The 18,780-nt window shown below is 31.6% G+C and carries 10 protein-coding genes; 9 read left to right on the top strand and 1 reads right to left on the bottom strand.

Annotated elements, in window-relative coordinates; all coding sequences use genetic code 11:
* Positions 1 to 155: 155 nt before the first annotated feature.
* Positions 156 to 638 carry a hypothetical protein gene (locus ACIQZ1_RS07195; RefSeq protein ID WP_396160303.1) on the top strand — a complete coding sequence of 161 codons (483 nt, stop codon included), beginning with the start codon at positions 156 to 158 and terminating at the stop codon, positions 636 to 638.
* 96 nt (positions 639 to 734) lie between these two features.
* Here ACIQZ1_RS07195 and ACIQZ1_RS07190 read toward each other — a convergent pair whose 3' ends face one another.
* Complete coding sequence (locus ACIQZ1_RS07190) at positions 735 to 1,754, bottom strand: LacI family DNA-binding transcriptional regulator (RefSeq protein ID WP_396160302.1); 1,020 nt, start codon at positions 1,752 to 1,754, stop codon at positions 735 to 737.
* 271 nt (positions 1,755 to 2,025) lie between these two features.
* On the opposite strand from ACIQZ1_RS07190, the gene ACIQZ1_RS07185 reads away from it, so the two are divergent.
* From ACIQZ1_RS07185 to sprA, 8 genes are all read left to right on the top strand, one after another.
* A complete protein-coding gene (locus ACIQZ1_RS07185; protein WP_396160301.1) occupies positions 2,026 to 4,665 on the top strand; it encodes a TonB-dependent receptor in 2,640 nt (879 codons plus the stop codon).
* Positions 4,666 to 4,750: 85 nt separating this feature from the next.
* Positions 4,751 to 5,086, top strand: a complete 336-nt coding sequence (locus ACIQZ1_RS07180) for a glutaredoxin family protein (RefSeq protein ID WP_396160300.1) — start codon at positions 4,751 to 4,753, stop codon at positions 5,084 to 5,086.
* 3 nt (positions 5,087 to 5,089) lie between these two features.
* Positions 5,090 to 6,397 carry an MFS transporter gene (locus ACIQZ1_RS07175; protein WP_396160299.1) on the top strand — a complete coding sequence of 436 codons (1,308 nt, stop codon included), beginning with the start codon at positions 5,090 to 5,092 and terminating at the stop codon, positions 6,395 to 6,397.
* Entirely contained in the window at positions 6,390 to 7,565 is a 1,176-nt protein-coding gene (locus ACIQZ1_RS07170; protein WP_396160298.1) for a glycoside hydrolase 100 family protein, read from the top strand. The genes ACIQZ1_RS07175 and ACIQZ1_RS07170 overlap by 8 nt, the downstream gene beginning before the upstream one ends.
* Before the next feature lies 1 nt (position 7,566).
* Positions 7,567 to 8,496: a carbohydrate kinase family protein gene (locus ACIQZ1_RS07165; RefSeq protein ID WP_396160297.1), complete on the top strand. Its 930-nt coding sequence runs from the start codon at positions 7,567 to 7,569 to the stop codon at positions 8,494 to 8,496.
* A 160-nt stretch (positions 8,497 to 8,656) separates the two neighbouring features.
* Positions 8,657 to 10,957 carry an NADP-dependent malic enzyme gene (locus tag ACIQZ1_RS07160; protein WP_396160296.1) on the top strand — a complete coding sequence of 767 codons (2,301 nt, stop codon included), beginning with the start codon at positions 8,657 to 8,659 and terminating at the stop codon, positions 10,955 to 10,957.
* Positions 10,958 to 10,961: 4 nt separating this feature from the next.
* Positions 10,962 to 11,543 carry a Holliday junction branch migration protein RuvA gene (ruvA, locus tag ACIQZ1_RS07155; protein ID WP_396160295.1) on the top strand — a complete coding sequence of 194 codons (582 nt, stop codon included), beginning with the start codon at positions 10,962 to 10,964 and terminating at the stop codon, positions 11,541 to 11,543.
* Positions 11,544 to 11,595: 52 nt separating this feature from the next.
* Positions 11,596 to 18,738 (top strand): cell surface protein SprA, encoded by a 7,143-nt coding sequence (sprA, locus tag ACIQZ1_RS07150; RefSeq protein ID WP_396160304.1) that lies wholly within the window; start codon positions 11,596 to 11,598, stop codon positions 18,736 to 18,738.
* The last annotated feature ends 42 nt before the right edge of the window (positions 18,739 to 18,780 follow it).

Genomic DNA, 18,780 nt, shown 5'->3' with positions numbered 1-18,780 from the left:
GTAGTATTTGGAGATAGTTAATAGATTAACCATATTAAGCAAACATGTTTAGTAATTTATTTCTCATGCTATCAGAATTATTTAAGAGCATAGTTCAAATTTGAGAGAATTTGCTGAGCGGGTGGCATTTCATTTTATACAATAAAGTAAAAGTTATGAATAGAGTTTATTTAATTTTGGTTTTAATTTTTTTTAATTTTTCTTTCGCTCAACTATCTAAATTAACAGATTTTGTTTATGAAAATAATGATAGCATAAGCTGTAATAAATGTATTTTTTTCAAAATTAAAAATATCCATTATAAAATTGATGCTGAAGAGAATATAACGATTAATAATGAAGTCATTTACAATTCTGAAAAAGAGTACTTAACATATTTTTCTGTTTATAAAAAAAGGTACTTAATTATTTCATATTATGACATGAAAAATTCAAAATCATCAATTGGTTTTGAATTTAGAGGCATAATTAAGTTAGTTGTTATTGACTTAGAAAAAAGAACAGCAATTAAAAATTACATTTGTAATGAATCTTTCAGTTTAATTCAAATAAAAAAGTTAAAGAAAAATGGAGATCTAATTGTTGAGAAAACTATAAAACCCGATACCGCAGATTTGCAATCCCTGCCCACAAAGTGAAAAGAGAAACATAAATTACAATGACAAAAAATTATAGTTTTTTTATTTGGTTATTATTTTTGTAAGTATGAATTGCAAATCTTCGCCTTTATATTGCTAAAAAGAAGATTCTCTTTCTATAACACTCGTTTCTAATTCAATGGTTCTTGGCGTAAATGGTAAAAAATCTTTTCTAGCTTGCATTTCTTCTAAAAGTAATTTAAATGCTTGTTCGCCCATTTCAAAACTAGGCTGATCCACAGTGCTTAATTTTGGGGTAATCACTTGGGACATAAACCAATTACTAAAGCCAATTATTTTTATTTGTTCAGGGACTTTTATTTGATGTTCATTAAAATGTGCCAAAACGCCCACGGCAACTAAATCAGTAATTACAAAAATACCATCCACGTCTTTGTGATCATTAAGTATCTTTTCTGCAAATTGTTTTCCTTCTTCAAATGTTACATTTTTACAAGGATAAACCAAACTTGAATCGTATGGAATATTGTGATCTTCTAACGCTTTTTTATACCCTAAAAATCTATCAATCGCATTTTGTGGATTTATTGGCCCTCTAATATGAGCAATTTTTTTACACCCTTTATCAATCAAATGTTTCACCGCCTGATAAGCCGCTTTCTGATCGTTAATAATTACTTTAGAACTGGGAAGTAATTTCGAAATTTTATCAAATTGCACGAACGGAATTTCTCTTTGAATAATTTGTTGTAAATAAATTTCGTTATTCGCATCATTAGATAAAGATATAATAATGCCGTCCACACGTTTGTTAATTAATAATTCAATTTGCTTCTTTTCTAATTCTAACGATTCATTAGATTGAAGAATAATAACCAAATACCCATTTTTTTCTGCTTCTTCAATAATACCTTTAATCACATTTGAGAAAAAATGATGCACCAATTCAGGAATAATAAGACCAATTGTTTTGGATTCTTTGGTTCTTAAGTTTACAGCAAAACTATTTGGAGTATAGTTTAAACTAGCCGCTAGGTCTAAAACAGATTGTCTGGTTTTCTCATTTACATCCGAATAGCCTTTGAGTGCTTTAGAAACAGTTGTAACCGAAATACCAAGTGTTTCAGCAATTTGTTTTAGTGTAATTTCTTTCATGTTTTAATTCACCTTTAATTGTAGGTGCTGGTTTCTACAAATTAATATAAATATTATTTTTTTGAATTGTAGAAACTTAAAGGTTACTTCGTTTAAATAATATTTATAATACAAATATGCTAAAAAAATAATATCTTGCTAATTCTCAAATCGAAAACGTTTTCGGTAATTTCGAAAACGTTTTCGATATTTATTTTATAAAAATATAATTTGGTAATTTTTACTTTCGAATTATTAATAACTAAAATTACTAACCAAATAATTATTAAAAATGAAAAAAATTACTAGTTTTTTGAAAAAATCGATTTTTTTGATAGCTATTTTGCTATTTAATCAGTCGTTTGCTCAAAATGGTTCTTTGTCAGGAAAAGTAACTGACACTAAGGGCTTGCCAATTAATGGTGCGAGTGTATCAAATGGAAGTAAAACAACTACTACAAATGAAGAGGGTAGTTATGTACTTTCTGATTTACAAAGTGGTACGGCCACAATTAAGGTTACCATGTCTGGATACTCAGATATGAGAAAAGAAATTGAAATAAGTGGAAGTACCACTTATAATTTTCAATTAGTAGAACAATCTTCAAACATTGATGAAATTGTAGTTACGGGTGTTGTTAGATCTGCAACAAAATTACAATCGAGTGTTTCTGTAAGTTCTATTTCTGGAGCACAAATTGAACAAGCAGCTCCTAGAGCAACTGCTGAGATTTTCCGTTCCATTCCGGGTATCAAATCAGAATCAACTGGTGGAGAAGGAAACGCAAACATTACTGTTCGTGGTATTCCTGTAGCATCTGGAGGTGCAAAATTCTTACAAATTCATGAAGACGGTATGCCAGTTATGCAATTTGGAGACGTAGCATTCGGAAATGCTGATATATTTGTAAGAGCTGACCAAACGATTCAAAGAGTGGAGTCAATTAGAGGAGGTTCTTCTTCAACTTTAACAAGTAATTCACCTGCAGGAATTATCAACTTTATCAGTAAAGATGGTAAAAAAGAAGGTGGTAGTTTAATGCAATCCGTTGGTTTAGATTACGGAAATAATCGTACAGATTTTGAATATGGTTCGCCAATTTCTTCTTCATTACGTTTTCATGTAGGTGGATTTTACAGACAAGGTGAAGGACCAAGAAATGCAGGCTATACTGCAAATTTAGGTGGCCAATTTAAAGCAAATATGACTAAAGATTTTGAAAAAGGATATGTAAAATTATATTTCAAATATTTAAATGATAAATCTATTGGATATTTACCAATGCCAGTAAATGTATCAGGAACTAATGCAAATCCAAACTGGAGTTCATTATCTAATTTTAATATATTACACGATACACCTCACAGTGCTTATTTTCAAGATAACTTAACAATTGGTGCAGATGGTGAAAGAAGAAGAAGTAACTTATCTGATGGAATGCGTCCAATTGCAACATCTTTTGGAGGTGATATCTCTTTTGATTTAGGAAACGAATGGAAAATAGATAGTAAATTCAGACAAAACTATAACAAAGGTCGTTTTGTTTCTGCTTTCCCTGCGGAAGTTACAACTGCTGGTGCTTTAGCAACCGCTTTTGGTGTGGCAAACTTAACATATGCTAACGGTCCTCAAGCCGGACAAAATTATAGCAGTAATGCATTAGCCATGAGAATTCATACTTTTGATACAGAAATTAATAATTTTAACAACTTTACTAATGATATGAAATTAACTAAAAAATTAGGTAATTTCGATTTAACATTAGGATACTATAAAGCATTCCAAAATATTTCAATGTCTTGGTTATGGAACTCTTACTTAATGGAAGTTAAAGGAGATAACGCAGCTTTATTGAATGCAGGTACAAATTCTGTAAACGGATTATATGCATATGGTGTTCCTGCTTGGGGTAACTGTTGTACAAGAAATTACGATGCTAATTATGACATTACAGCTCCTTATGTAGCGGGTGCATTAAAAGCAAACGAAAAATTAACAGTAGATGCAAGTATTCGTTTTGATTCTGGTAAAGCACGTGGTTCTTATGCGGGTGCAACACAATCTTTAAATTTAGACGTAGATAATAATGGTACGATTCAAGGTCCAGAACAAAGTGTTTCTGTCGTAGATAATGCAAAAAGAAAACCAATTAACTACGATTATAATTATGTTTCTTACTCATTTGGAGCTAATTATTTACTAACAGATTCTCAATCTTTATTTGGTAGATATAGCCGTGGAGGAAGAGCAAATGCTGACCGTTTATTATTTGGTGCAAATATTTTAAATGATGGTTCTGCAGTTCCAGGTTTAAGTGCTGATATGGTAAACCAAGCGGAATTTGGTTACAAACGTAAAGGAACAAACGCTTCTATTTTCGCAACTGCTTTCTTAGCAAATGTATCTGAACAAAACTGGGATTTTGGTGGTTCAGGAGGTGGAATCAGACAAATTCAAAGAAAATATAATTCTTATGGTTTAGAATTAGAAGGAAACTATAGAGTTAAAAACTTCTCAGTTAATGGAAGTGTAACGTACACAAAAGCTGAAATTGCTGATGATGTAATTACACCAATACTAAACGGAAACAAACCAAGACGTCAAGCTGATTTTATTTACAATGTTGTACCTACTTACAAGTTTGGAGCAAACAAACAACATAACTTTGGATTTAGTGTAATTGGTACAACAAAATCATACGCTCAAGACGATAATAAATTAGTGATGCCTGGTTATGCATACGTAAATCCATTCTTAAGTTTCGAATTAACTAAAGGACTTTCTGCAACTGTAAACGTAAATAACGTTTTTGATACTATTGGTATTACAGAAGTAGAAGAAGGAAGTATTACAGAAAACACAAACAATATTGTAAGAGCAAGATCTATTACTGGAAGAACAAGTTCATTAACTATTTCTTATAGATTCTAAAAAAAAGTTTCATATTTGTTTATTCAATTCCTGTATCAGATTTTTTCTGATATGGGAATTGTTTTAAATTTTAAAAATAATAATAATGAAAAAAATAATTTTTCTGTTATTAATAATTTTCGGAACTTTTACTGCAAATGCACAAGAAAAAAAATCAGTAGAAACTACTCCTAAAACCATTGTTTACGGCAGTGACGAATGTCATCATTGTATTGATACGAAAGCATTTTTAACTAAAAATAAGATTTCTTTTGAATTTTTTGATATTGATAAAAATCCAGAAGCTTTAAAAGAAATGTTAACAAAACTAAGAAATGCAAAAATCAGCACACAAAATCTTGGCATTCCTGTAGTCGATAAAAACGGAGTTATTTATATGAATAACGGAGTATTTGAAGAATTTTTACAAAAAATAAAATAAACTATGAGTGCTAAAGTAAAATTAAGTTTTTGGCAAATAATTAATATGAATGTTGGGTTTTTTGGCATTCAATATAGTTTTGGCTTGCAACAAAGTGCTGTAAATCCAATTTATGATTTTTTAGGCGCAAGTCCAGATGAATTGCCACTACTTAATTTAGCAGGTCCGTTAACGGGATTATTAGTGCAACCAATTATTGGAGCATTGAGTGATAAAACGTGGATTCCAAAATTAGGCGGAAGAAGAAAACCTTACTTTTTTATAGGAGCAATTATTTGCAGTATCGCATTATTTTTATTTCCATTTAGTAGCTCATTATGGATGGCAGCAGGTTTATTATGGATTTTAGATGCTGGAAACAATACGGCAATGGAACCTTACCGTGCTTTTGTGGCTGATAAATTAGACGAGTCTCAACAACCCATTGGTTTTCAAGCACAAAGTTTTTTTACAGGATTTGGACAAACATTAGCCAACGTATCGTTATTTATTTTTCCAATGCTATTTATTGGTACCACAGGTAAATTGCCTACATGGGTTTTTGCTTCATTTATATTAGGTGCTGTATGCTCTATTGGTTCAGTTTGGTGGAGCTCATATACAACAAAAGAAATCCCACCAACTGATGAAGAATTACAAAAAATTCAATCCGAAAAAGTTAGCGTTTTTACCCCGTTTGTAGATATTTTCTTAGCTATTAAAGAAATGCCAAAAGTAATGTGGCAATTGGCATTAGTATATTTGTTTCAATGGTATGCTTTGTTTTGTTATTGGCAAAATTCTTCTAAAAGTATTGCGCTTTCTGTTTGGGATACCACGCCACAAAAAAACGTTAAATTATACGAAGAAGCTGTAGCTTGGACGGGTTTAGTAAATGGATGGTATAACATTGTAACATTTTTATGTGCTTTTGGTTTGGTTTATTTTGCTAAAAAATATTCGCCTAAATTGGTTCATTTCGGATGTTTAGTACTTGCTGCAATTGGGTTTTTAATTTTTCCGCATATTGAAAATAAGTTTTTATTATTTCCAGCAATTACAGGTTTTGGAATAGGTTGGGCTAGTATGATGGGAATTCCTTATTTGATGGTGGTAAACAATATTCCAAAAGAACGATATGGCGTATATATGGGAATTATTAATATGATGATTGTGATTCCTATGTTTATCCAAACCATAAGTTTCGGATACATAATGAAGCATTTTTTACAAAACGATCCAAGACAAGCTATAACATTTGCAGGAATTTTATTAGTTTGTGCTGCAATATTTACGTTATTTATTTCTACTAAAAAATCTGTAAATGAATAATGTTTCTTTTCATAAAGCGATAGCACTACTTCATAAAGTTAGTACAAAAAATGGTTTTTTAGCTAGTGCTGAAAATACATCTAATTATCAACGTGTTTGGGCAAGGGATGGCGTAATTTGTGGTTTAGCAGCTTTGGCTTCAGCTGATGAAAAACTAATTGCTACTTTCAAAAACACGTTAGAAACGTTAGCAGATAATCAACACGAAATAGGAACTATTCCGTCTAATGTTTTAATCTCTAACGATAAAAATGAAGTCAGTTATGGTGGCTTAGCTGGAAGAGTAGATGCGGTTACTTGGTTTATCATAGGTGTATGTCAATACGCAATTAGTCAAAATGAACCAGAATTTGTTTTAAAATATAAAACCCATATAGAAAAAGCATTAGTATTATTAAATGCTTGGGAATATAATAATAAACATTTGTTATATGTGCCACTTTCGGGCAATTGGGCAGATGAATATATAACAGATGGCTATGTTTTGTACGATCAGCTATTGCGAATTTGGGCTTTGAAATCCTATAATCTCTTTGCTAAATCTGAAATTCTTTCAAAAAAAATTCAAGACATTACGAATCAAGTTGAAAGTAATTTTTTACCAAATTCTTTAGAAGAAAAATATCACGAAAAAGCATATCTCGAACTCGTTTTTAATAAATATTTGCCTTGTTCATTTTCTCCTTCAGGGTATAAAACTCAATTTGATGCATTTGCAAATGCTTTGGTAGTTTTATTGAAAATTGGAACAATAGAAAATCAAAATCAAATTTTAGAATTTGCGTCAAGCTTAGCTTCAGAATCTAAATTAGGTTTGGTTCCTGCTTTTTGGCCTCCCGTTTTTCAAAAAGATGAACACTGGAATTTGCTAAAAAACAATTGCAAATACGAATTCAGAAATTTTCCATACGAATTTCATAATGGTGGCAGTTGGCCAATGGTGAATGGATTTGTAGGTTTAGCAATGCTAAGTCAAAATCAAACCGATAATGCAGCCCATTTGTTAGAAAAAATAAACCAAGCCAATGCGATATTTGATTTTTCATTTTATGAAAATTTCAATACAGATACTCAAGCGCCTAACGGAGTTGCTTTTTGTGCTTGGAGTGCTGCGGCAACCATTTTAATTCACCAAACCTTACATAATAATTTTAAAATAATATTTTAAGTTGAAAACTATAGATATAATATGCATAGGAGAAGTTTTAATTGATTTTATTGGACATGAGGTTGATGCTTCTATAAATAAAACCAAAGATTATCACCGATTTTTAGGAGGTTCACCTACTAATGTGGCTGTAAATGCTTCTCGTTTGGGTTTGCATGCTGTTTTAGTAGCGTCTTGTGGGCAAGATGGTTTGGGTGATTATGTAATTCGAAAATTAAAATCAAACCAAGTTAATTTTCAGCATGTAAGAAAGTCTGAAACGACGCCAACCTCTGTAATTTTTGTTTCTAAATCTACTGAAACTCCAGATTTTATTCCATATCGTCAAGCAGATTGCGAAATTTTTGAATCGCAATTATCGGATGAAATTATTTCAAAAGCTAAAATTTTTCATACCACTTGTTTCGCTTTGAGTAAAAATCCTGCACGTGAAACTATTTTGAACAGAGCAAAAAAAGCTGCAGAATTTGGCCTAAAATTAAGTATAGACATTAACTTTTCAGAACGAATTTGGCCAAATAGAGAAGAGGCTAAGCAGGTTTTGAAAGAATATTTAATCAATGATCCATTGGTAAAATTAAGCGAGGACGATTGCTATAGATTATTTGCAGAAGAAAAATCCGAAGCATTTATTTTTGATTATTTTCATAAAATGGGCGCTTCTACTATTTGTTTAACTAAAGGCAAAAATGGAGTTGTGGTTTCGGATATAAAACAAGGCATATTTTTTCAGCCTGCATTTCAAATAAACGAAATAAAAGACACTACTGGCGCTGGAGATGCCTTTTGGACGGGTTTTTTATATGCGCAAATTCAAAATAAATCCTTGGAAGAGTGTGTAACTCTGGCTCAAAAATTGGCAGGGATCAAACTACAAAATGTAGGACGTTTACCAGAAAACATAAATATCAAGGAAATTATTGAAGTATAAAGTTAGTTACATTTATATATTTTTTTGAGAGCTGTACAATTTTGTGCAGCTTTTTTTAGGTCATTAAATAAAAAACCAAAGTATTTGTAACTTTTTAAATAATCGTTATTGTTATTTCAATGCTTATTTTATCTTTGTAAGTTGATGCAAATGATTATATATGTCTACAAATAACAATAAAAGAAGAGAAGCCTTATTATACCACGCCAAACCTACCCCTGGAAAAATTCAGGTTATACCAACAAAAAAATATGCTACACAACGTGATTTGTCTTTGGCGTATTCGCCAGGTGTTGCAGAGCCATGTTTGGAAATTGCAAAAGATGTAAATAACGTTTATAAATATACGGCAAAAGGAAATTTAGTAGCCGTTATTACCAATGGAACAGCTGTTTTGGGTTTAGGTGATATAGGTCCGGAAGCTTCTAAGCCAGTAATGGAAGGCAAGGCCTTACTATTTAAAATATTTTCGGATATAGATGTTTTTGATATTGAAGTAGATGCTACAGATATTGATAAATTTGTTGAAACCGTAAAAGCCATTGCACCTACTTTTGGAGGAATTAATTTAGAAGATATAAAAGCACCAGAATCGTTTGAAATTGAACGAAGATTGGTAGAGGAATTAAACATTCCAGTAATGCATGACGACCAACATGGAACTGCCATAATTTCTTCTGCGGCACTTTTAAATGCACTTGAAATTGCAGAAAAAGACATTTCTAAAATAAAAGTAGTAGTTTCTGGAGCGGGTTCAGCAGCATTGGCATGTGCTAATTTATATGTGTTATTAGGTGTAAAACCAGAAAATCTTTACATGTTTGATGTAAATGGATTATTAACCACTTGCAGAGATGATGTTTCCGAATTACAAAAGCGTTATTCAAAATCTTGTAAACCAGCTTCTTTATCGGAAATAATAAAAGGTGCTGATATGTTTTTAGGCTTATCTGTAGGAAATATATTAAAACCAGAAATGTTATTGTCTATGGCTGCCAATCCAATTGTGTTTGCTATGGCCAATCCAGTTCCTGAAATTGATTATAATGTAGCGATAAATACTCGTGAAGACATCATAATGGCTACGGGTCGTTCTGATTATCCAAACCAAGTAAATAATGTATTAGGATTTCCTTATATTTTTAGAGGCGCTCTAGATGTTAGAGCCAGAAAAATTAACGAAGCTATGAAAATGGCTGCTGTTAGAGCATTAGCAGAATTAGCAAAATCACCAGTTCCTGAACAAGTAAATATTGCTTATGGCGAAAAGAAATTAGTTTTTGGAAAAGATTATATTATTCCAAAACCATTTGATCCGAGATTGATTTCAACCATTTCTCCAGCTGTAGCAAAAGCAGCTATGGAAAGTGGCGTGGCAGATATTGAAATTACAGATTGGGAAAAATATGCTAGCGATTTACAAGAACGTTTAGGTGGCGATAATAAAATTGTAAAATTACTTACAAATAGAGCTAAAACAGAACCTAAGACTATTGTTTTTGCGGAAGCTGATCAGTTAGATGTCTTAAAAGCAGCACAAATTGTTCATGAAGAAGGAATTGGAATTCCAATCTTATTGGGTAACATAGAAATTATTCAAGAATTAAAAGAAGAAATTGGATTTGATGCGGATTTAAAAATCATCGATCCAAAATCTAAAGACGAAAATAAAACCAGAGAAAAATACGCACAATACTTCTGGAAAACTAGACAACGTAGAGGAACTTCTTTGTTAGATGCTCAAAAATGGATGCGTGAGCGAAATTATTTTGCTGCCATGATGGTAAATGCGGGTGATGCAGATTGTATGGTAACGGGATATTCTCGTAGTTATCCAAATGTGGTGAAACCAGTAATGGAACTAATTGACAAACAACAAGGTGTGTCAAGAATTGCTACTACTAACATAATGAACACCAAACGTGGTCCACTATTCTTATCAGATACCGCAATTAATCCAAATCCATCTGCAGAAGAATTAGCAAAAATTGCTATAATGACAGCTAAAACCGTTCGATTATTTGGTATCGAGCCAGTAATTGCTATGATTTCGTTTTCTAATTTCGGATCTTCTTCACATGAAAGCGCAATTAAGGTGAGACAAGCAGTCAAGATTTTACATGAAAACTATCCAGATTTAATTGTTGATGGAGAAATTCAAACCGATTTTGCATTAAATGCAGATATGTTGAAAAGTAAATTCCCGTTTTCTAAATTGGCTAACAAAAAAGTAAATACGTTGATTTTCCCTAATTTAGATGCAGCAAATATTACCTACAAAATGCTAAAAGAATTAGATAAAGTAGTTTCTATTGGTCCAATTATGATGGGATTAGAAAAACCAGTACATATTTTTCAATTAGGCGCCAGTGTAGAAGAAATGGTAAATATGGCAGCAGTTGCTGTTGTTGATGCGCAAGAAAAATTGAAAAATAAATTAAAAGTTAAAGCAAAAAAATAAATTTATGATTTCACATATTCAAGGAAAATTAGTAGAAAAAACACCAACTGAAGTGGTTATTGAATGCCATGGTGTGGGGTATGAAATTCATATTTCATTGCATACCTATTCTCAAATTCCGGATTCCGAAAATGTGAAATTGTATACCTATTTACAAGTGAAAGAAGATTCACATTCTTTGTTTGGCTTTGCTGATAAAAAAGAACGAGAATTATTTAAATTATTAATTTCTGTTTCAGGAATAGGAGCAAGTACAGCAAGAACGATGCTTTCATCACTTAATCCCGAACAAATTATTCAAGCCATAGCTTCAAATGATGTTGGAACGGTTCAATCTATCAAAGGAATTGGATTAAAAACAGCACAACGTGTTATATTAGATTTAAAAGATAAAGTATTAAAAATCTATGCAATTGAAGAAATTTCTGGAATTTCATACAATACAAACAAAGAAGAAGCGTTATCTGCATTAGAAGTTTTGGGATATATTAGAAAAAACGCCGAAAAAGTAGTAGAAAAAATCATTGTTAATTCACCAGCAGCTACTGTAGAAGAATTAATAAAACAAGCATTAAAAGTATTATAATTTGAAAAAATTACTTAAAAATAAAGTTTCTAGAATAAGCATTGTAATTTTTATGATGTTTATAAGTATATACAGTTACGCCCAGACAACGCCGGTTAAAGAGCAAGACTCAATAAAAACAGGCTATAGTTTGGGTCAAATTTCGTTGCCTAATCCTAAAAGCATTATTGATGGCTATACATATGATCCTGTTTCAAATAAATACATTTACACGGCTTCTGTAGATGGTTTTAATATTAATTACCCTTTAATTTTAACTCCTGAAGAATACGAAAAGTTGGTTTTAAAAGAAACCATGAGAAAGTATTTTCAAGACAAACAAAATGCAGTAGATGGAAAAAGAGCAGGATCTGAAGAAGCAAGAAAAAACTTATTACCACGATTTTATGTAAATAATAAATTTTTTGAAGCCATTTTTGGGGGTAATACGATTGATGTAAAACCAAGTGGTTCTGTAGAAGTTGATTTAGGAATTCGATTCACCAAACAAGACAATCCTTCTTTTTCGCCAAGAAATAGAAAAACAACTGCCTTTGATTTTAATCAACGAATTTCTATGGGCTTACAAGGAAAAGTAGGAACAAGATTAAATGTTAATATTAATTATGATACCCAATCCACGTTTGCTTTTCAAAATTTAATTAAATTAGATTACGCGCCAACTGAAGACGATATATTACAAAAAATTGAAGTAGGTAATGTGAGTTTTCCTATTTCAAATTCTTTAATACGCGGGGCACAAAGTTTATTTGGTGTAAAAGCGCAATTTCAATTTGGAAAAACAACGTTTACAGGGGTATTCTCAGAACAAAAATCGCAATCAAAATCAATTACCACTCAAGGTGGAGGAACGATTCAAGAATTTGACTTTTTTGCTTTAGATTACGATTCAGATAAGCATTATTTCTTATCACAATATTTCAGAAATAATTATGATAATGCTTTAAGAAATTACCCAGTAATTGATTCTCGTGCAAAAATCACTAGAATTGAAGTTTGGATTACCAACAGACAAAACCGAGTTACCACTACGGATAATAACTTAAGAAACATTATTGCGTTACAAGATTTAGGAGAATCACAATTAACAAATACTCCAGATAATGAAGTTGTAGGTACAGATTTAACTCTAAATCCAACTTTTTTTAATGAGCCAATTGATTCACCAACAGACAATAAAAACAACAAGTTCAATCCAGGAAATATTGGACAAGCTGGTAGTTTTTTAACGCCAGCAATTAGAGAAATCGCAACAGCTTCTCAAGGGTTTAATTTGGCGTCTAATCCTACAAGTACCTTTTCGGAAGGAATTGATTACTCAAAATTAGAAAATGCCAGAAAATTAGCCACTACCGAATATTCGTTTCATCCACAATTAGGATACATTTCCTTAAATCAAAAATTGCAAAACGATGAGGTTTTAGCGGTAGCGTATCAATATACCATTGGTGGAGAAGTATACCAAGTCGGGGAATTTGCAAATGATGGGTTAGAATCTACAACAGTTGATCCAGCAGGTGTGCCAACGACTCAAGCCTTGTTATTAAAAATGTTAAAAGGAAGTTTAATCAACGTAAGCGAGCCAAGTTGGGATTTAATGATGAAAAACATTTATCAAATTCCGGGTGGAAATCAATTGCAACAACAAGATTTTAAATTTAATATTTTATACCAAGATCCTTCACCATTAAATTATATTACTCAATCGGGTATTGACGCATTGCCTTCAAATGTTGCCAACACACCTTTATTAAAAGTATTTAATTTAGATAAGTTAAACTTTACGAATGACCCGCAGCCAAATGGTGATGGATTTTTTGATTTTTACCCAGGGATTACTGTAGACTCTCAATATGGAAGAATTATTTTCACTACGGTTGAGCCTTTTGGTAAACACTTATTTAATAAATTAGATGTTACTACGTTAACAGAGGATTATGACACACCACTTTCATACAACTCTAATCAAGCAAAATACGTTTTCAGAACCTTATATAAATCTACACAAGCAGCCGCTTTACAAGAGAGTTCTAAAAACAAATTCAAATTAAAAGGAAGTTTTAAGTCTTCTGCAGGCGATGGTATTTCTTTAGGCGCTTTTAATGTACCGCAAGGAAGTGTTGTAGTTACTGCAGGCGGTAGAGTTTTAGTAGAAGGTGTAGATTATACCGTAAATTATCAAGCAGGTAGAGTACAAATTTTAGATCCTTCTTTGATGGCTTCTAACACACCAATAAATGTGTCATTAGAAAATAATTCGGTTTTCGGTCAGCAAACCAAACGATTTTATGGATTAAATGTAGAGCATAAATTTAATGAGAAGTTTTTAATTGGTGGTACCTTTCTTAAAATGACAGAAAGACCTTTTACTCAAAAAGCCGATTACAATCAAGAATCTGTAAATAATACTATAGTGGGTATTAATACAAATTTTTCAACAGAAGTTCCTTTTTTAACAAGATTAGTGAACAAATTACCAAACATTGAAACAGAAGCGCCTTCTAATGTGTCTTTCAGAGGAGAGTTTGCTTATTTATTTCCAAATGCTCCAAAAGCTGCAGATTTTAATGGCGAACCAACTTCGTACATTGATGATTTTGAAGGTACTCAATCTAATATTGATTTAAAATCGCCTTTAGCTTGGTCGTTAGCGAGTACCCCAATAGGTTTTGGTGGGGAATTAAATGAAGATGATCGAGTATATGGATATAAAAGAGCTAAACTTTCTTGGTATAATATTGATCCAATTTTTTATGTAAACAAGCCTGCAGGAATTGATGATAACGATATTTCTACTAATAAAACCAGAAGAATTTTTAGTCAAGAATTATTTCCAAATACGGATATTCCACAAGGACAAACCAATGTTATCAACACATTAGATCTAACGTATTACCCAAGAGAACGAGGGCCTTACAATTATAATCCAATTGCTGCATCAAATAATCAATTTTCTGCTACAGATGCTCAAAATAATTGGGGAGGAATTATGCGTGCCATTAATACTACAAATTTTGAACAATCTAATGTAGAATATGTGCAGTTTTGGATGATGGATCCCTATTTTGGATCAACAACAGATGTCACAAATCCTTCAAATACTGGAACATTAACCTTAAATTTAGGAGAAATTAGTGAGGATATATTAAAAGACGGAAGAAAATTATATGAAAATGGTTTGCCAGAAAATGGGGGTACACAGCCAACGTATTCTACAAACTGGGGTAAAGTACCTGCTTCACAATCATTAATTTATGCATTTGACACCAATGAAGCGAATAGAGGAGTTCAGGATGTAGGTTTAAATGGACTAAATGATGCTGAAGAAAAAATTAAACACCCAGCTTTTGCTTCTTTTGATGATGCTTCCGCAGATAATTATCAATATTATTTAAATACTACAGGAACCATTTTAGATCGTTATAAAAATTATAATGGGCTAGAAGGGAACTCCCCTATTACGGTTACTGATACGAATAGAGGAAATTCAACGATTCCGGATGTGGAAGATTTGAATAGAGATAATACTATGAATACGATAAATGCGTATTATAAATTTAATATTCAAGTTGCTCCAAATCCTGTTGTAGGACAAAATTATGTTTCTGATGTATTAACTACAACTGCAGCTGTGCCAAACGGAAATGCCATTCCGGTTCGATGGGTGCAATATAAAATTCCAATTTTAGAAGCTACTGCTGCAAATATTGAAGGTCCAATTACTGACTTCAGAACCATTCGATTTATGAGAATGTTTTTATCTGGTTTTAACGATGAAGTAACGCTTCGTTTGGGATCTTTAGATTTAGTTAGAGGAGAATGGAGACGATTTGTGTATACATTAGATGCTTTAGATGCAGATGTATCAAATGACGACACAGGTTTTGATGTTGTAGCAGTAAATGTTCAGGAAAACGCTAACAGAAGCCCTATTCCTTATGTAGCGCCTCCTGGAGTAGATAGAGAGCAATTGTATAATAACAATACGGTTATAAATCAAAATGAACAATCTTTATCTTTAAGAGTGTACAAAAAAGACCCTGCAAATGTTGGTTTAGGAGGATTAGAAGAAAATGACGCAAGAGCTGTGTTTAAAAATGTAAATGTAGATATGCGTCAGTACAAAAAATTACGTATGTTTTTACATGCAGAGCCTTTAAAAGCAGATTTAGCTACTGGAACAGATTTAAAAGATGACGAATTGGTAGCATTTATTCGATTAGGTAATGATTTTACAGATAATTTCTATCAAATTGAAATGCCATTAAGAGTTAGTTCTTTGAGTGCAAGAACAGCAGAAGATATTTGGTTAGCAGATAACGAAATTGAATTGCCATTGGCTTTGTTATCAAAAATAAAAAGCTTAAATCTGGCCGCAGATGGTTCTATAGTTCCTGATGCAAACGGAATTGCTTTTTTAAATGAAAGTGTTTTAGGTTCATCAAAAAGCAGATTGAATATTGGTATTAAAGGAAATCCAAATTTCGGACAAGTAAGAACGTTAATGATTGGGGTAAAAAACCCAAATCCTTCAGCTACAGGTCCTTTACGAGGAGAGGTATGGTTCAACGAATTGCGTATGTCTGAAATGGATAACAAAGGTGGTTATGCCGCGGTAGCAAATTTAGATACGAATTTTGCCGATTTTGCTACTTTTTCTGCAACCGGTCGCATAAGCACGATTGGTTTTGGAGCTTTAGAACAAGGGCCAAACGAAAGAAGTAGAGAAGATGTTAAACAATATGACATCGTATCAAACTTTAATGTAGGACAAGTTTTGCCAAAAAAATGGAAATTAAATTTGCCATTTAATTATGCTGTTGGCGAACAAATAATCACACCAAAATATGATCCTTTATTTCAAGATTTAGAGTTAAAAGAAGTTGTAGCTGCTGAATCAAATCAAGATAAAAAAGCAGAAATACAAAATCGAGCTATCGATTATACAAAACGAACTAGTATTAACTTCATAGGTGTAAAAAAAGATAGAGGCGATAAACAAAAACAACATTTTTATGATGTAGAAAATATTACACTTTCATATTCATTCAACGAAATGTTACATCATGATTTCCAAGTAGAAAATTTGGTAGATCAACAACAAAAAACCTCTTTAGATTATGCATATTCATTTAAAGCAAAATCTATAGAACCTTTTAAGAAAAATAAATTTTTTAAGAAAAATGGATATTATAAAGCTATAAGCGATTTTAATTTTAACTTTTTGCCAAGTAATATTACCTTTAATTCAAATATTACCAGACAGTTTAATCGTCAACAATTTAGATTAATTGATGTTCAAGGTATTGGTTTAGATCCATTATATAGAAGAAATTATTTTTTTAATTATCAGTATGGCGTAAATTTTCCAATAACAAAATCATTAAAATTAAATTATACAGCTGCGAATAATAATATTGTACGTAATTATTTTGACACACAAAATAACCCCATTAACGATTTAGATATATGGAACGATTACTGGAATTTTGGGACAGCTAACACGCACAACCAACAAATAACAGCTAATTACGATTTACCAATTAATAAAATTCCAGCTTTAAGTTTTATTAAAACGTCATATGTATACACCGGTGATTATAGTTGGCAACGTGCTTCAGATGCGTTTTCAACGTTTCAGGCCTTAGACGGAACAACTTATCAATTAGGAAACACCATTCAGAATGCAAATTCGCATAAAATAAATGCTGGATTAGATATGAATATGTTTTATAAATATATTGGTTTAACAGCAAAAAAACAGAAAAAACAAACTAAAAACACTTTAAAAGCGCCTCCAAAACCAGGTGAAAAAATTACCAATTCGGCTCCAAAACAACCCCAAATGGAAGAAAGAAATGCCTTTGCAAAATTTGGAATTGGATTATTAACATCGGTGAAAAATATTCAAGTAAATTATTCAGAATCTGGTGGAACTTTATTGCCAGGTTATTTACCTGGTTTAGGGTTTTTTGGAAGTTCAAGGCCTACTTTAGGATTTGTTTTTGGTGATCAAGCGGATATACGCTACGAAGCAGCAAAAATGGGCTACTTAACTAATTATCCTGAGTTTAACCAGAGTTTTTCTCAGATTAAATCTAAAAAATTAGATTATACAGCCAGAATTGAATTAATTCCTGATTTAGGAATTGATATCAATGCAGATAGAAATATTACTGAAAATTATTCGGAACAATTTGATGCTGTTGGAGGTAATTACCAATCAAGAGCGCCATTTAGTACTGGAAACTTTAGTATTTCAACAGTAATGATTAAAACTGCTTTCAAAACAAGCGATGAAAATGAATCAGAAATTTTTGATAGATTCCGAAAAAACAGATACGCAATTGCAATTCGTTTAGCTGAAGATTATTATGGAACGAATAACTTCCCAAGAGAATTAGATGGATATCCTACCGGATTTAGTAAAAATAGTCAACGTGTTTTAGTACCTGCCTTTTTATCTGCTTACACAGGTGTTCAAACTGCTAAGGTTCAAACCGGATTATTTTCTAATTTTCCGTTACCAAACTGGACGTTAAAATATACAGGTTTTATGAAGATGGCTTGGTTTAAAGATAATTTCAAAAAATTCTCAATACAACATGGATACCGTTCAAGTTATAGTGTAAACGCATTTAGAAGTAATCTAAATCCAAGTCCTACAGATACAAAAGGTAATTTATTTCCAGAAATAATTACTTCAAATGTCAATTTAACAGAGCAATTTAATCCGTTAATAAATGTAAGTTTTGAGTTGAAAAATTCATTTAATGTGATGGCTGAAGTTAAAAAAGACAGAAGTTTAAACATGAGTTTTGATAACAACCTATTAACCGAAGTACAAGGAAATGATTATACCGTTCGTTTAGGATACAGAATAAAAGGCGTTCAAATTAACTCAAAATTAGCAGACAACGCTCAAGGAATGATTAAGAGTGATATTAATCTAAAAGCCGATTTCACATTGCGTAAAAATATGACAATTGTAAGGTATTTAGATTATAATAACAATCAATTAGGTGGAGGACAGAACATTTGGTCATTTAAGTTAACCGCAGATTATTCATTTAGTAAGAATTTTACCGCTATTTTCTTTTACGATCATCAGTTTTCTAAAGCGGTTATATCAACAGCTTTCCCGTTAACAAATATACGTTCTGGATTTACATTACGATATAATTTCGGAAATTAAAAAAGTAAAAATTAATAGTAAATTTTAAGAATATAATTTACA

Source organism: Flavobacterium sp. (assembly GCF_044341185.1).
Classification (GTDB): Bacteria; Bacteroidota; Bacteroidia; order Flavobacteriales; family Flavobacteriaceae; genus Flavobacterium.
The sequence above is the reverse complement of the archived record's forward strand: the minus strand, read 5'-3'. Positions and strand labels throughout refer to the sequence as shown.

Coding starts and splice junctions, on each gene's coding strand:
- ACIQZ1_RS07195 (WP_396160303.1), top strand. CDS start 156: ATGAATAGAGTTTATTTAATTTTGGTTTTAATTTTTTTTAATTTTTCT.
- ACIQZ1_RS07190 (WP_396160302.1), bottom strand. CDS start 1,754: ATGAAAGAAATTACACTAAAACAAATTGCTGAAACACTTGGTATTTCG.
- ACIQZ1_RS07185 (WP_396160301.1), top strand. CDS start 2,026: ATGAAAAAAATTACTAGTTTTTTGAAAAAATCGATTTTTTTGATAGCT.
- ACIQZ1_RS07180 (WP_396160300.1), top strand. CDS start 4,751: ATGAAAAAAATAATTTTTCTGTTATTAATAATTTTCGGAACTTTTACT.
- ACIQZ1_RS07175 (WP_396160299.1), top strand. CDS start 5,090: ATGAGTGCTAAAGTAAAATTAAGTTTTTGGCAAATAATTAATATGAAT.
- ACIQZ1_RS07170 (WP_396160298.1), top strand. CDS start 6,390: ATGAATAATGTTTCTTTTCATAAAGCGATAGCACTACTTCATAAAGTT.
- ACIQZ1_RS07160 (WP_396160296.1), top strand. CDS start 8,657: ATGTCTACAAATAACAATAAAAGAAGAGAAGCCTTATTATACCACGCC.
- ruvA (WP_396160295.1), top strand. CDS start 10,962: ATGATTTCACATATTCAAGGAAAATTAGTAGAAAAAACACCAACTGAA.
- sprA (WP_396160304.1), top strand. CDS start 11,596: ATGATGTTTATAAGTATATACAGTTACGCCCAGACAACGCCGGTTAAA.